The organism is Gimesia panareensis (assembly GCF_007748155.1).
Lineage (GTDB): Bacteria > Planctomycetota > Planctomycetia > Planctomycetales > Planctomycetaceae > Gimesia > Gimesia panareensis.
This window is the reverse complement of sequence record NZ_CP037421.1, coordinates 7373106-7388067: the sequence shown is the minus strand read 5'-3', so window position 1 is coordinate 7388067 and position 14962 is coordinate 7373106. Positions and strand designations below refer to the sequence as shown.

Annotated in this window: 12 protein-coding genes; 8 read left to right on the top strand and 4 right to left on the bottom strand. The window is 52.0% G+C overall.

All coding sequences use genetic code 11. The features are described from left to right. Positions 1 to 20 precede the first annotated feature (20 nt). The 4 genes from Enr10x_RS27885 (at position 21) to Enr10x_RS27870 (ending at position 6675) form a co-directional block, all read left to right on the top strand. The gene (locus Enr10x_RS27885; protein ID WP_197997401.1) at positions 21 to 797 is read left to right on the top strand and encodes a CPBP family glutamic-type intramembrane protease; all 777 of its coding nucleotides are present in this window, start codon (positions 21 to 23) and stop codon (positions 795 to 797) included. Positions 798 to 1009: 212 nt separating this feature from the next. Beyond that, positions 1010 to 2134: an alpha/beta hydrolase gene (locus tag Enr10x_RS27880; protein WP_197997400.1), complete on the top strand. Its 1125-nt coding sequence runs from the start codon at positions 1010 to 1012 to the stop codon at positions 2132 to 2134. Between the two features lie 92 nt (positions 2135 to 2226). Next, complete coding sequence (locus tag Enr10x_RS27875) at positions 2227 to 2994, top strand: class I SAM-dependent methyltransferase (protein WP_197997399.1); 768 nt, start codon at positions 2227 to 2229, stop codon at positions 2992 to 2994. 585 nt (positions 2995 to 3579) lie between these two features. Further along, positions 3580 to 6675, top strand: a complete 3096-nt coding sequence (locus tag Enr10x_RS27870; protein ID WP_145452278.1) for a sigma 54-interacting transcriptional regulator — start codon at positions 3580 to 3582, stop codon at positions 6673 to 6675. An 18-nt stretch (positions 6676 to 6693) separates the two neighbouring features. On the opposite strand, the gene Enr10x_RS27865 is transcribed toward Enr10x_RS27870, so the two are convergent. After that, positions 6694 to 7692, bottom strand: coding sequence for a hypothetical protein (locus tag Enr10x_RS27865; RefSeq protein ID WP_145452276.1), 999 nt, complete (start codon positions 7690 to 7692; stop codon positions 6694 to 6696). A 344-nt stretch (positions 7693 to 8036) separates the two neighbouring features. On the opposite strand from Enr10x_RS27865, the gene Enr10x_RS27860 reads away from it, so the two are divergent. After that, positions 8037 to 9341: a polysaccharide pyruvyl transferase family protein gene (locus Enr10x_RS27860; protein ID WP_145452274.1), complete on the top strand. Its 1305-nt coding sequence runs from the start codon at positions 8037 to 8039 to the stop codon at positions 9339 to 9341. 22 nt (positions 9342 to 9363) lie between these two features. Here the strand turns inward: Enr10x_RS27860 and Enr10x_RS27855 are convergent, their stop codons facing one another. Then, on the bottom strand, positions 9364 to 10146 hold the full coding sequence (locus Enr10x_RS27855) for an SGNH/GDSL hydrolase family protein (RefSeq protein WP_145452272.1): 783 nt from the start codon (positions 10144 to 10146) through the stop codon (positions 9364 to 9366). Between the two features lie 229 nt (positions 10147 to 10375). Here Enr10x_RS27855 and Enr10x_RS27850 point away from each other — a divergent pair, with 229 nt between their 5' ends. Then, positions 10376 to 11941, top strand: coding sequence for an alkaline phosphatase D family protein (locus Enr10x_RS27850; protein WP_232093164.1), 1566 nt, complete (start codon positions 10376 to 10378; stop codon positions 11939 to 11941). 6 nt (positions 11942 to 11947) lie between these two features. Here the strand turns inward: Enr10x_RS27850 and Enr10x_RS27845 are convergent, their stop codons facing one another. Both Enr10x_RS27845 and Enr10x_RS30115 read right to left on the bottom strand, forming a co-directional pair. After that, positions 11948 to 12730, bottom strand: a complete 783-nt coding sequence (locus tag Enr10x_RS27845; protein WP_145452270.1) for a 3-keto-disaccharide hydrolase — start codon at positions 12728 to 12730, stop codon at positions 11948 to 11950. A gap of 21 nt (positions 12731 to 12751) precedes the next feature. After that, a complete protein-coding gene (locus Enr10x_RS30115; protein WP_197997398.1) occupies positions 12752 to 12940 on the bottom strand; it encodes a hypothetical protein in 189 nt (62 codons plus the stop codon). Between the two features lie 466 nt (positions 12941 to 13406). Between Enr10x_RS30115 and Enr10x_RS27840 the strand changes: the two genes are divergently transcribed. Next, positions 13407 to 14423, top strand: coding sequence for a DUF1559 domain-containing protein (locus Enr10x_RS27840; RefSeq protein WP_145452268.1), 1017 nt, complete (start codon positions 13407 to 13409; stop codon positions 14421 to 14423). A gap of 119 nt (positions 14424 to 14542) precedes the next feature. After that, positions 14543 to 14959 carry a hypothetical protein gene (locus Enr10x_RS27835; protein ID WP_145452266.1) on the top strand — a complete coding sequence of 139 codons (417 nt, stop codon included), beginning with the start codon at positions 14543 to 14545 and terminating at the stop codon, positions 14957 to 14959. The last annotated feature ends 3 nt before the right edge of the window (positions 14960 to 14962 follow it).

The window sequence follows — 14962 nt, the reverse complement described above, 5'->3', positions numbered from 1 at the left end:
GCTTCCCGTTGGTTCCCCTAGTGTTACAACTTTTACTCTTACTGCTGACTTTGCTGAGCATTCGTTACTGGATCCTCATTCTCAAGGCTCACAGCCTGAAACCGGTCTTCGAGTTGAACCCCGACCGGGCAACTTCCGAGCTGTCTCCTCCGGTTCTCCTGGCATTGCTCTGGGTGACGTATCAGTTGGTCGCTTCGCTGAACCAGCCACAAGTCTCTGCTTTAAAGCTCAGCCAGATTATCCAGTCCTGTTTGATTCTGCTGGCTCTGACCGGCACCCTGCTGTTGATCCTGACGGTTGTGAGCTGGAAGTCACTGCCTCAACTCGGCTTCCGTTTGGATCAGCTACGTACACAGTTCCGGGATGGATCGCTCGGATTTCTGCTGGTCCTGATCCCGGTCATCCTTCTACTTCTGGCCACTTATCCCTTTCGCTCTGAAGAGACTCTGCACCCTCTGTTGCAGTTGTTACGATCCGATCCCGGATATGCGACCATTGGCTGGATTTTTCTCTCGGCTATCGTGGTGGCCCCCCTGTTTGAAGAGCTGGTCTATCGTGTGCTGTTGCAGAGCTGGCTCGAAGGGTTTCTTACTCCACTACAGGCGATCGTTGTCAGCTCCCTGGTTTTCAGTGTGGTGCATGGTTTTCCGGATGCGATTCCACTGTTTCCGCTCGCTTTACTGTTAGGCGCACTCTATTACTATAGGCGGAGTTACATTGCCAATGTGGTGACACATGCACTGTTTAATGCCATCAACTTCGCACTGGCCCTCGCCGGGGATCAGCCGCCCGGCTGACGAATCAGATTGGGTTTCAACGCGGCACTGATGATGTGGACATGTGTTTTGGGGTTCACCTGGTTTTCAAAAGTCGCTATTCTTCCCGCCTCTCTCTCAAACCTCCCTTCCCTTCGGAGACCTCCGAAATGAAAACCCCACTCCTCCGTCCAGGAGCCTGTTTCTGTCTATGCGCCTGTCTGTGTCTGTCCTGTGCGACCATGAAATCCAAAATGGATCTGGTTTATTCAGGAAAAGTGACCGGTGCGCTGTCCCAACAACTGGTGGATGCCTATGCAGAATCGCTTCAGGATCCGGTGGCAGCTCAACAGACCGAAGAGTCTACGAACTGGAAAGTGTTGTATGCGACGAACCGTTCGGAAGAACGAAATCCGGAGGGAATGATTGGTTATGCCAATGAATTTGGCAGTAGCCTGCAGTATGGAACCGGAAAGATTCAGATTTCACGCAAGAACCATAGCGATCTGAAGTCAAAAGTCATTCAGACAATCTGGCAGGGTTCGCCGTCCCCGGAAGGGCAGGTTGAGATCAATAGTCTCGCGGCAATCCCCGAGGTCAATTTCTTTGAAGATTTGAATGAGATGATTGCCCGCTCTCCTCAGAAAGATGTGCTGCTGTTCGTGCATGGGTTTAATGTCAATTTCCCCAGTGCGGTAAAACGCGCCGCTCAAATTGCCAATGAATTACCCTTCAACGGGGCCGTGGTCTGTTACAGCTGGCCTTCACAGGGGGGCGTAGAGAAATACCTGCTGGATGGTCAGGTGGCCCAGGCCAGCGTGGATCCGATGACTCAATTTCTGGAATCACTGGTGAAATCGGTTCCGCCGGGTACAAAAATCAATATCGTTGTTCACAGCATGGGGAACCGTGTGGTGATGCGGGCCATGAATCGGCTGCCGGATGCTTTTGCAGAGAGTAAGCCTTTCCAAAACATCGTACTGGCGGCCCCGGATGTGGGAGTTTCTGAATTTCGGAAACTGGCTCCCGCTATCATCGCCCAGTCTCAGCGTGTGACTCTCTATTCCGGATCAGGGGATATGGCTCTGGCAGCTTCTCAAGCGGTGAACCAGGAACGAAGAGCTGGCGACTCGCGTGAGCCTCTCATTATGGAAGGTGTCGAAACGATTGACGTTTCAGCCGTCGACACGAGTTTCATGAGCCATTCCTATTATGGCAGCAACCGTGCTGTGCTGAGCGATCTGTTTGCGCTGCTGAAACAGAACAGTTCGGCAACAGATCGTAACTGGCTGGTCTCCAAAGATTATGAGGGCAAACACTACTGGGCATTTGAGAAAGAACCGCCGGAGATTAAAAAAGTCAGGACTGCCGGTCTCTGAGTCATTGTGGTTTGGGTATGATAGATCGTGTCAGCTGTACTCCCTTGTGAGAGGGGACTTTTGACAACTGATTTCATAATCCTGGAGCCATCATGATGAAGAGCAATACCACCCGTTTCTCCGATCGCGTGGAAAACTATGTCAAATACCGCCCCGGTTATCCCACAGAAGTGCTGGACTGTTTAAAGTCACGCTGTGGCCTTACGCAGGAATCTCTGATTGCTGATATCGGTTCCGGTACCGGGATTTCTACCCGGCTGTTTCTGGAGAATCAGAATCCGGTGTATGGAGTGGAGCCGAATGCAGAAATGCGGGCAGCGGGGGAGACGCTTCTGAAATCTTTCCCCCGATTTCATAGTGTCAATGGAACCGCAGAAGAGACTGGTCTGCCCGCAGATACATTCGATTTTGTCGTTGCCAGTCAGGCGTTTCACTGGTTTGATCAGACAAGGGCCCGGCAAGAGTTTCAGAGGATTCTGAAGCCAGGGGGTTGGGTGGTGCTGATCTGGAATGAACGCAAAACGGACTCTACCCCTTTCCTGAAGGCATATGAAAAACTATTGCTGGATTATGCCACCGATTATCAAGAGGTGAATCACACTCGCATTACCGCTGACGATTTTCAAAAATTCTTCGCTCCTTCTCCGGTAGAACAACTGACGTTCTCAAATGAACAGATATTTGATTTGCCAGCACTAACAGGCAGGCTACTTTCTTCTTCCTACTGTCCTAATGTGGGAGATCCAGGATATGAGGAAATCATGGCCCGACTGGAGCGGATTTTTACGGAGAATCAGTCAGCGAGTACGGTCTGTTTTGAATACGACACCAACGTCTATCTGGGGATGCTGAAATCGTGAAGCGGGGATGCTGAAACAGGCGATGTTCAGCGCATAAAGAAAGCCCTTAAGAAGGCGGTGAATTGTGGACGGAAGATCGTAGATTATACACTTCACAGAAACTGATCAGCGTGCTGGGTCAGAACTCGCAAATCAGGGGGACCTTCTGGATAATGTCCGTCCAGACCAGATTCCTTCTTAAGGGCCAGGCTGGGTTTAGAAAGTTGAAGACAATTCCGGGGTTCATAAGAACCAGAAACTCCGTTTCACGGATGTCGAACCACTTTCTGAAAGTGATATACTGCATCTGGCGTACCACTGTGTTGGGAATTGAGGCTTTTTCTGGAAATAAGCAAGAGAAAGTCGAAATAAGGTGTGGTTTGCTGGAAGATGGTCCCATTTTCGTCGTTTGTATTTAAGACAATCGTCCATAAAGTATCTATTTTATCTGATTTCGACACCCAGACTTGAAATTTCGGCGCCGAAATGCTTTGATATTTCCAGCAGATTTCATTCAGCGCCGAAAGTTTCGGCGCTAAAAACTGGTTCGACACATAAATCGACATTGATGCCGAACCCGCACACCTCTGTTGGAAATCGCTCAATATGAAAAAACAAGGCTTCAAAGAACGCGCGATCCTCTTCACCTGTGGCATTCTGGCCGTAGTCTACAGTGTGATCGTTCTGGGGTTCGTGACCACCAGCCCCGACCTTCGCCTCCGCGCCATGCTGGATAGTGTCCAGACAGATCCGGGTGAGGAGGGGCCTGTCGGCATCGAAATCAAAGCGACTCCGAATATTGAGAAGGAAGGTGCCTTTTCTCCGCCAAAACCGGGGGACATCCTGACGAAGATCGGCGAATATCCGATTCGCACGTTCCTTGATTATTCTCAGGTACTGAGCAAATTGCGAAATATGGGATTACCGCCAGGGGGGCGACTACAGCCCAAAGCGGATCCAACCGAACACGATGTCCCTTTCATGGTTGAGATCGAAAATGATCGCTATATCAAAGTCGAATTTTACAGCAGGGGTGAGAGTGAGTCCGGCTCACCAACCTATACGCTGAAGTCGGCCTGGGTGCAGATTCAGGCGATACCGTCGGGTGATGTGGCGATTTCTCTGCTCTGGTTCTCTCTGGAACTGGTGATCCTGGCGATTGGTGCTTTCGCGTACTGGATGCGTCCTTTTGACCGTACGACCCGCATCTTCTTTGTCATGGGGATCATTACTCTCGTCGCTTTCATCGGCGGTTATAACTGGTGGATCATTGCCGGTACGTTAATGCTGAATATACCGTTTGTAGTTGCCGCGGTTCTGGTTCCGGCGATCACGCTGCAGTTCTTCATTACTTATCCACGGTCAATTCCCTGGCTGGCACAATATCCTGTCAGTCTGTTACGTGCGATCTACTCGATTCCCGTCGCGACATTCACGTTGATCCTGGCCTGTCTGATATATCTTCGCCTCACCTCACATATCAGTGCCGGATCTGTGGAACTGGTGAATCAGAGTTATTCCTCACTGGTATTTCAGGTCGTCTCAGTCCTTCGCTGGGCTGTTTACAGTTATATCAGCGTGGCAGGTATCTATTACCTGCTGACACTGGCGGCACTTTTGAATAACTACTTCAAGAGCCAGAATCCCTATGAACGCAATCAGCTCAAGTGGATCGCCCTGGCCGGTTTGATCTCCATCATTCCGGTGGGTTACTCGCTCTACCTGGCGGAATTCAACCGGACACAGTTTGCGCTGGGGGGAGCAGGGATTCCGATGTTCCTCGCCAGCGTCTCCTTCATGGCTGCATTCGTCGTGGGGATCATTCGATATCGTCTGATGCTGATCGACCAGATTATCAGTCGGGGGATGTTGTTCTATGTCGTCAGTGCCGGCATTTCGATTCTGTATGCGACTGTGATTTCACTGGGATCGTTATACGGGACGCTGCTGAACCGGACGCCCAGTACCAATCAGGCCGTGTCCGTGTTCCTGGTGATGCTGTTCGCCATTTCGCTGCTGCTCTGGTCCCGCGACCGTGTACAGCGCCTCATCGACCGTCGTTTTTTCCGTCAGAAATATCAGCTCGATAAAGCGCTGAAACGCATGAACCGTGCAGTTGGTCGACTGGGAGATCAACGTTCCATTGCCGACCGCATGCTGACTTCCTGTCGCGAAGTGCTCCAGGTGAAAAGTGCAGCCATCTATCTGCTCAATCCGGAACGGACTCAGTTCGACCTGTTGACCGGGTTCCATATTGAAAATTCTCCCTCGACCGTTCCCTGTAATCCTGAGTTACTGGAAGTGCTTGAAGGGGAACTCGCCTTCCAGCGCGTCGCAACCGGTCTGCTGAAGGAAGCTTCTCCTGCACAACAGTTGCTGCGTCTACTGGGGTATGACTTTATCTATAATCTCGAACTGGACGGTGAGTTTGCCGGTTTCGTGGCCCTCGGTCAGCGTACCGCCGGCAGTGCCTATTCTGCGGAAGACCTGACCTTCCTGAACGCGATGGGGCAGATCACCAGTATCGCCCTGCATAGTACGAAAATCCATCAGGACCTCAGACGTCTCAACGAAGAGATGCGCATCAAAGTCGAGAAGATTGACGATCAACGTCGACTGGTGGCAGTGCTGCAGTCGGAGTTAACCAGTTCACAGGAAATCGCTGAACGCAGCACACCGCATGATGTACAGCGTGGATTGATTAAAGGAAACAGCCCCGCGATTCGACAGGTGATGGAAACGGTACGGAAAGTGGCAAACTCCGAATCGACCGTGCTGATTCGTGGCGAGAGCGGGACCGGGAAAGAACTTCTGGCCCAGGCAGTTCATGAAAACAGTTCCCGTCACGAAAAGCCGCTGGTCCGTGTGAACTGCGCAGCCCTCTCTCCCAGTCTGCTGGAAAGTGAACTGTTCGGCCACGTTAAAGGGGCGTTCACCGGAGCGCATGAAGATCGCGTCGGTCGTTTTGAAATGGCCAACGGGGGAACTCTGTTCCTTGATGAAATTGGGGATATTTCACTCGATACCCAGGTGAAACTGTTGCGGGTTCTGCAGGAACGTGCCTTTGAGCGGGTAGGCGGTTCGGAGACCCTGCATGTCGACGTGCGGCTGATTACCGCGACACACCAGAATCTGGAGCAACGGATTGCCGAAGGACTGTTTCGCGAAGATTTGTACTATCGTCTCAATGTGATCAGCATCACGCTGCCTCCCCTCCGTGAGCGACGGGACGATATTTTTGAACTGGCATTCTACTTCCTGAAACGGACTGCCCATCGACTGGGGAAACGCATCTCTCATATCGACCCCGATGCAATTGAAGCGCTGGAGCGGGCAGACTGGCCCGGCAATATCCGACAGCTGGAAAACGTCATCGAGCGGGCGGTCGTTCTGGCGGAAGAGGAAGTGATTACCCTGAAGGATCTGCCAGCTGATCTCATCAATGGACCAAAGCGACTGCCGGTCCGTGTCATCGAAACCAAACAGGTTCGTTCCGATCAGTCCCGCCGGTTGCCTCTGTCTGATGTGGAAGTCATTTCGTTCCCGGGCACAGAAAGCCAGGTGGACTCGAAACTCTCTGAGCCGGAGCAGCTCAAACTGGCGCTGGCGGAGTGTCATGGCAATAAAGCACAGGCTGCCCGCATGCTGGGCATGCCCCGCAGTACGTATTACAGCAAGCTGAAAAAATACGGCATCGGTTGAGAGAGTTCGATCGAGAGGCTATGCAGTCACGCGGCGCAAGACAAACTCGCGTTCAAACGGGCCGTCTGTGAATTCAATACTCACACCAAGCTTTCTGTTAAATTCATCTGGTGGGTAATAAAACGTGATATCGCGAATTTGAACATGGGGATTTGCTTTTATTTTTCCCCGGGGGTTCAGAGCCATGGAGAATGTGTCTCCTTCCCGTCGGATGAAAACCCGTTTGGGAAAAAGTAAAGAGTGAAACCTCAGTTTATGGCAGAGTTGTTTGTAAGCAGCTTCAGAAACCTGAATTGGCGGTAGCGAAGTGATCCACCTGGGGTTTGATTCCACCTCTCCGCCAAATTCAGGCCGTAAGGGTTCCGGTCTGCTCCTGTTCTGCCAGACCAGATCCCAATGGGGGACCTCGAGATTCTCAACGGCTCCAGTAGATACCTGGTAGATCATTTCTTCAGTCCAGAAATTCAAAGGCAGAGGCAGGGCCAGGCCATTGTGAGGAAGATTCACCAGCAGGGGCATGATACGCGACGTGAGGCGACCGTAGGGAAGGTGGTCACGAAACAGGTAAACCACAGACAAAAAAACATCGTGGCCGTCGGTCAAACGATAGGGGATGGGATAGCCGCAGCTGTCCTTGTATTCATTTGTGATGCGTTCCGCGGTTTCGTCGATTAGCGGTTGACCTGTTTTCGTTCCTTTTAAAGCAAAGAGCCGGCTGGAAATCTCTACGAGGTGAGGTGGGCATTCTTTGAAGTAGTCCTCCTGCGAAAAGACATAGAGTGCAGGCAGATCCTCATTACCAGGTTTGAAGATCCCCGTGTTTGCCTGGACCAGGCTACCCCAGACGACAGTTCCCTCCATCAGGAGGTTGTCATAAGCTTTTTTGGCAGCGTAAGGCAGGACACTGTTTGAATGATAGTAAGAACGTGGACTTGCGACTGACTGAAACAGTTGCTGATTCTCACGCCATTGTTTCAGTTTTTCCTGACTCTCATTCAACAGCAGTGTCAGTGACATGTCTGTCAAATCTCCTTTCGGGGCTGCTCAGGGGATGATACAAGCCAGCTCTGTAACGCTGAGGGGGAACCGGTTGCATTCATCATGGAGCGACATTCATTTTGAAGTTTTCACCATAGCCTGACTCCTGGGTGTAGTCAACAGTTCAGTGTCTCTGGTGGCAGAGGAAATGGAATTACTGACTGTAGTTTGCGCTCTTCAGGCGGACGGCTCGGATCGACAAAAAAAGAAACTTAAATAAACAGGAAGCGATTTTCTCTGCTCCGGAGCGCCGTTAAGATGAGGGACCACGAATCGTTGATTGCTGCATTTTTTGTACTGACTCGCCCGGAGGATTCCCACCTGTGCCTTTTCCTGATTTGATCTCACGTCGAAGCCTGCTCGTTCTGCTGGCTGCACTCCCGCTGTTTTCCCTTTCCGCACTGGAAGCAGGAGAGGCAGGTTCAAAACAGAAAACCATTTTCATGCGATCCGGCTGGCAGACGGTTAATATAGGTGACATCGGCCATACCCCGGGAACTCTGCGTTACCTCGAGGAATACCTGCCTGACGTCAAAGTCAATTTATGGTTGCACCGGACGACAGATGAAGTGACCGCGATGCTCAAGGAGCGGTTTCCCAAAGTGAATATCGTGCAGGGGAAAATGAATGCGCGTGGCAAAGCCAATAATCCCGAGATGCAGAAAGCCTTCGATGAGAGCGACCTCTTTCTCTACAATTCCGGCATGCACTTCAATCAGTTCTGGCCCCCACCTCTCTACATCATCGAAGCCTGCACAGCAACGAATAAGCCGCTGGTGCTGTATGGTCAGTCTTTTGATGGTTTCGCCCCCGAAGATGAAGAGAAGATGAGCCAGATGCTCTCCCGGGCCGCTGCGATCTATACCCGGGATGTGGAATCCTTCTATTATCTGCGCAAAATCGGGGTGACCTCTCCTTCGCTGGCCTTTGGTCCGGATGGTTGTTTCGGGATTGATGTCCGCGATGATCAAAAAGCGAATGCCTGGCTCAAAGTCCACGACCTGAAGCCCAAAGAATTTATCACCGTCACGCTTCGCAGCAATACTCCCAAGCTGAAAGCTAAAAAGGGCACCGTGATGAATCCGACCAAACCAACGAAGGAAGATCTCGCGCAGAACGAACTCTGGACCCAAAAGCTGCGGGAGGTCATTATCGACTGGGTCCGCACCACCAGGAAGAAAGTGCTGCTGGCTCCCGAAGTCGACAAAGAAATCATTCATGCACAGAAGATGATTCTCGACAAGCTGCCCGAGGATGTAAAACCTTACGTGGTGAACCGGGATCCCTTCTGGAACGTAGACGAAGCGGCATCGGTCTATGCTCAGGCGATCGCTGTGGTTTCCATGGAACCGCATTCCTGTATCATCGCGCTGGCGATGGGAACGCCAGTCATGCACCTGGCCAGTGCCCGTCATGGACTCAAACGCTGGATGTTCCGCGACATTGGTCTGTCGGAATGGCTGTTCGATATCGACAATGATCCCGCATCGCAGATCACCCGGGCCCTGTTGAAAATCGATGCGAAGCCGGAACTGGCTCAGTCCAAAGTGGACCGAGCCATGCAGACGGTCAATACGCGATCGAAGGAAATGATGGGTGAGATCAAAGAGATTCTGGACCAGCAGTAGCCGGTCCGAATCTCTGATTTCCTCAGTCCTGTTTTTTGAGCTGCTGCTCAATCACCCGGGCTACTTCTTGACCCTGCGCGGTGTAACCGGCAGTGTTGTAGTGCACGTTGCCCGGCTTGGACCACCACTTTGCATGGTGCGGCTTGGTAAACGCATGCAGGTCATCGACGGCGATCTCGGGATAGTCTTTGAGGACTTTTAATGCGATCTGGTTGTACTTTGCGGCATCGCCGGCGATCCGCCCTGGCTCCCCTTCCGGTACCGGGGTGGTTGTCGCAAAGATCAGTTTCGCATTCGGTGCCAGTTTTTTGAGGTAAGCAATAATCGCCCGCAGATTCTTTTCATAGTCGGCTGGTGAAATGGCCTGTTTCCCGTTGACGCGATCCAGCTTTTTGCCGTTCATGTATTTCAGATCGTGCAGACCCACATTGAAATGGATCACATCCCACTTAAAATCCCAGTGATCTTTCAGGTCTTCCTGACCCATCGTGGTGTGCATGGTTTTCATCTTCTGGATAAACGAAGACGAATCGCCGCCGTTACAGTACAGGCGGTAAACGTTGGCCTTCCCTTTCAGGGCTTCCCGGGTTGCGTCGGTATAGGCGATGGAAATCGAATCTCCATAGAGCAGGACATTGGGCAGCTTGGGATTATTTTTGACAAACTGAAACGCAGGCCGCTTATTGAACCGGGGAGAGCGGACCAGTTTCTGCCAGGCTTCTTTCGCGTCCTGTTCTGCGAGGGCAGATTGTGAAAATGGAGCCAGGCAGAGGAGCAGCAACGGGATCAGTCTGAGCGTTTTCATAATGCATCTTTTCTTAAAACAATTGTCGTCTGGGCAGGAATATTTCAGTTACCATTGTGCCGAAAGTGGATGATCGGCGGCAAGTTGATTCTGACCGGTTTTTCTAAAAACAGGAAGCGTCTGCCGAAAGCATGATTTCAATCCCTTTTTGAGTTGGGGCGGGCGCTGGAAATCAATAGAATGAAGTTTCCTCTCACAACCAGGTCTATTCTTCAAGGGAGTGCTCAACATGAGATTCTGCTGTCTGTTAAGTCTGTTGTTGCTTTTTGGCTGTGCAAAATCCGAACCCACAACGCCGGCCCCGGTGGCCGAGCAGGGGGAAGCAGCTCCCATTCCCGATGAAAAACACGCCGACGAAGCACATGCCGGGGAACCACTGGCCGGGATGGGCATCATGGTGGGAGAACTCACTCCTTCCAGTGCGCTGGTACAGATCCGCCTGACTGAGACCGACAAGCTGGTCGATCGGGATGTCAAAGGAGCTCCGGGATTTGTCAAATTTACACTGCAACCCGTTTCCGGAAAAGAGGGGGGAGAAATCAAAGACAATCCCCAGGTGATTGAGGCGGTTGCCGATCATGATTTTATCACCCGGGCCTCCTTTACAGGACTGGCTCCTGGAACGAAGTATGAATGCAAAACCGAAATCGGCAAGACGGCAGAACATCTGCACGCGGGACCGGTGGCCCGGTTTGAGACGCTGCTCGGCCCCACACTGGCAGAGCCTGTGAACTTTGTCGTCGTGACCGGGATGAACTACGCCAAGTTTCATGGCGACAATCGGATCGACAAAAAGCAGCATCTGATTGAAAACAATACGAATCTCCCGCAGCCCTATTCCGGCCCCGATAAGGATCTGGGTTACCCGGCGCTGGAGACCATTCTGAAGCTCAAGCCCCTGTTTTTCATCGGTACCGGGGATAACGTTTACTACGACACACCCGATAATCCCCGCGCGAAAACCATTCCCGAAATGAGACAGAAGTGGCACGAGCAGTTCATTCAGCCCCGCTATCGTGACATGTTTGCCATGGTGCCGACGTACTGGGAAATTGACGATCACGATTACCGCATCGACGACGGCGACAATACCGGCGACCATCATCCCACTCCCGCGGAAGGGCGGGCCATGATGCTCGAACAGCTGCCGGTGGCGCCTATGGGAGATAAGGATGCCAAAACCTACCGCACGCACCGCGTAAGCAAAGATCTGCAGATCTGGCTCCCGGAAAACCGGATGTACCGCAGCCCGAACGCCATGAAAGACGGACCAGAGAAATCGATCTGGGGGAAGGAACAGAAGGAATGGCTCAAGAAGACACTCAAAGAGAGTGATGCCACCTACAAGGTGCTGGTCTCCCCAACACCGATGATCGGCCCGGATGACTTACGCAAGACCGATAATCACTGCGACATCGGCGGGTTCCGACACGAACGGGATGAGTTCTTCAAGTGGCTCAAGGAGAACGGGCTGGATCAGCAGAACTTCTTTATCGTCTGTGGTGATCGTCACTGGCAGTATCACTCCGTCGATCCCAGCGGGTTCGAAGAGTTCTCCAGTGGTGCACTGGTCGATGCCAATTCGCGACTGGGACGCAAGCCCGGTGATCCGAAGTCGACCGACCCCAAAGGTGAGATCAAGCAACCCTACTACCAGGATCCACGGTCGGGCGGTTTTCTGGAAGTGAAAGTCACGCCAGCTGACAAGCAGCAGCCGGCGACGCTTTCATTCCTGTTTCACGACGAAAAGGGGAAACTGCTCTACCAGCACGATATTCCCCCGAAGAAGAAGTAGGCCTTACTATTCTTTAAAATCGGTGTCGGCGGTTTTCAGGTCCAGTGGTTTAATCCAGACATTGCGAAAACGGACGTCGTGTCCTTCACACTGCAGCTTGATGCCGCCGGGCCGGTCGGTGATGCCGAAACCATTGTTGTTGCCGCCGTCCAGACCGGAGTTCGCGCCGCCCCAGACTTTATCGATGGTCACGTTTTCGTGGACTTTTTTGCCGTTGAAGTAGACGGTGACCAGGGGTTTCTCAACCAGCTTGCCATCCTTGAAACGGGCGGCCCGAAAGGTGATGTCATAGGCATTCCATTTTCCGGTGCCGTTATAGGCGTGGTAGGGGGATTCCGTTTTGTTGATTACGGCTCCCATCCCGTGTTTGGTTTTGTCTCCGTCTAAAATCTGGATTTCATAGCGGTTCTGCAGATAGACACCACTGTTGCCGCCCGGCTTCATCACCAGGAATTCAACGTGCAGCCGGAAGTCGCGGTATTTCTGTTTGGTGACAATATCCGCGGCGCCAAATTTACCGCCTGCTGCTGCCGGATCGTCGGACATGATCACGGTACCCTTATCAACGGGGTCTTCGACGACTTTCCATTTGATGGGCAACGCAGAATTGAAACGGGGACCTTTCCAGTAGGTCCATTTCTGATCCAGCATCTCCCGGCTGCCATCCAGCAGAACTTCCGCGTCCGCAGGGGCTGGAGCTGAGACGCCGACTTTCGCCAGGGCATCGGAGTAAGTGAGGAAAAAGCTCGAAACGGTGAACAGACAGACGGCCAGAGGAGTGAAGCGCATGGTAGTTCCTTGCTGTGACGGTTATGTGGATTTCAGCGATAATGCAACCCGCGACGGCGTTGTTCCGGCGGGGAGGTTGAAGGCCTGTTTCTCATCAGAGTGCCATTTTACTGCGCAAATAACGATTGATACGATCTGCGCGGGAAGTAACTTTTTAAAAAAAAATAAAAATGGGAAACTCCCTCCCTGCCAGTCGCGGGTCAGATTCATACTGAGCGATCCGCCGCAGGAAATCAAATCTAAGCAGTGATTTCTCAATCAATTTTGGCTTGTAAAAATATAAAGTCATTTGAACAGCAGACCCTCAGGTCGACTGTTTGCGGGGTGTGTGTCCTTTCTGCAGAGTTCGGAGCGATCAGCCTCCGGCTGTTTTGGCATGAGATTCGCTTTACCAGTAAATTGTTTTATTGATCACTACCAAATGTGATTTCTGTTGTTCCCGGGAGATCTGTCTACTGCGAATTGAAGTTGATCTTTCAAGCTGTTGACGAGAGAACGACTGAAACAGGCGTCACATTCACGTGTTGACCTTCCTCAGCTGCCTCACGATTGAATTGAGAACACTCGTGTGATCCTGCCCATGAGTCCTGCCTCATTTGCTATCGCTGCTTAGTGAAAGAAACGTCATTTAATCTTCCGTTTTATGGTTCTATTTTAATTTCTAAAGGAAACTGTCATGTTTTGCAGGCACAACGTACGCAAACGTGGTTTCACACTGATTGAACTGTTAGTCGTGATTGCCATCATTGCCATCCTGATTGCTCTCCTCTTGCCGGCCGTCCAGCAGGCACGTGAAGCCGCTCGTCGCAGTACGTGCAAGAACAATCTGAAACAGATGGGACTGGCAATACACAACTACCATGATGCCTACCTCCGCTTTCCCATAGGTGAGCAGGGCGCTCACTGGAGACCGAACTGGCGTGCTTCCATTCTCCCTTTCCTGGATCAGGCACCGGCTTATAACAAGATGAATTTCAACATCGGTACTTCCGTGGGCGGCTTTGCCTCAAAGAACAGTGGGGGCTCTTATGGCTACGGTTCCGGGGCAGGCACAAACGAAGTGCTGAAAACGTTACGCGTTCCCGTGTATAATTGCCCTTCCTGTCCGCATGGGAACAGCGCCAATGACAGTGGTAACGTGAAAAACAATTACGACCTGGGGCAGACCATGGATTACGTCGGGATTGCAGGGGCCACACCGGACCCGGCAGGACGGACGAATGTCTGCTCAGCAACCGGCGCCGGTTATGGAAACGGAACCTACTGTAATAACGGTGTGCTGGCTCCCAATGAATGTTATCGCATGCGAGATATCAAAGACGGCACTTCCAATACGATTATGGTCGGCGAACAGTCCGGTCAGGTGAACGGCCAGGACAGTCGTTCAAACTACTACGGTGGCTGGAATGGCATCGGAACAACTGCCAAGGTAAATACACTCGGCAGCGGTTCTACCTGGGGCTCCGGTACGACCACCGTCATGTATTCTGTCAACAGTTTCTGGAACTCCGGCGCGGGTGATGAAGCCTACCGGACCTACGGGGCCAATACGATTCTGGGCTCCTACCACACCGGGGGAACCCATGTGCTGCTCGTCGATGGCGGGGTCCGTTTTGTTTCGGATAACCTGAATTTCGGTACTCTGGCAAATCTCTGTTCCCGGAACGATGGCCAGGTGCTGGGTGAATTCTAATCCATTCCCTGTGGTTTGCTGGAATTTTGCTCCTTGATTTCCTACAGAGCCCCCGGTCATGAGTGCCGGGGGCTTTGCTGTTGCGATCTGAAACTGTTTTTTTAAGAGGATCATTCGAAATGATGTTACGGCGATCTGGTCTGCCCAAGGTGTTACTGGCAGTTGTACTGCTGACTGCGGGCATCATACTGTCTGGATGTGGTGGTGCTGCCGAATCCAAGAAAAAAGCAGGAGTGACAATTTCCGTCACATATAACGGCGCCCCTGTCACGGAAGGTGATGTGCGGCTGATGATGACCGGTAAAGGAGAGGGCGCAGCCGGCCCGTTAAACGAATCCGGCCAGGTGGAACTGCAGGAAGTCGTGCTGGGCAAGTATAATGTCGCCGTCACCCCTCCTGAAGGAACTTCCGATAATCCCGCTCCGCAGAAAGAATATCCGCACATTCCGACAAAGTTTCGCAATGTGCAGGCGAGTCCCCTCCAGGCAGATGTCAAAGCGGGTACGAATGAGTTCACGTTTGAACTGAAAGAGTAACCG

Coding starts and splice junctions, on each gene's coding strand:
- Enr10x_RS27865 (WP_145452276.1), bottom strand. CDS start 7,692: ATGTCACTGACACTGCTGTTGAATGAGAGTCAGGAAAAACTGAAACAA.
- Enr10x_RS27855 (WP_145452272.1), bottom strand. CDS start 10,146: ATGAAAACGCTCAGACTGATCCCGTTGCTGCTCCTCTGCCTGGCTCCA.
- Enr10x_RS27845 (WP_145452270.1), bottom strand. CDS start 12,730: ATGCGCTTCACTCCTCTGGCCGTCTGTCTGTTCACCGTTTCGAGCTTT.
- Enr10x_RS27880 (WP_197997400.1), top strand. CDS start 1,010: ATGGATCTGGTTTATTCAGGAAAAGTGACCGGTGCGCTGTCCCAACAA.
- Enr10x_RS27840 (WP_145452268.1), top strand. CDS start 13,407: ATGTTTTGCAGGCACAACGTACGCAAACGTGGTTTCACACTGATTGAA.
- Enr10x_RS27875 (WP_197997399.1), top strand. CDS start 2,227: ATGATGAAGAGCAATACCACCCGTTTCTCCGATCGCGTGGAAAACTAT.
- Enr10x_RS30115 (WP_197997398.1), bottom strand. CDS start 12,940: ATGAATCTGACCCGCGACTGGCAGGGAGGGAGTTTCCCATTTTTATTT.
- Enr10x_RS27870 (WP_145452278.1), top strand. CDS start 3,580: ATGAAAAAACAAGGCTTCAAAGAACGCGCGATCCTCTTCACCTGTGGC.
- Enr10x_RS27835 (WP_145452266.1), top strand. CDS start 14,543: ATGATGTTACGGCGATCTGGTCTGCCCAAGGTGTTACTGGCAGTTGTA.
- Enr10x_RS27850 (WP_232093164.1), top strand. CDS start 10,376: ATGAGATTCTGCTGTCTGTTAAGTCTGTTGTTGCTTTTTGGCTGTGCA.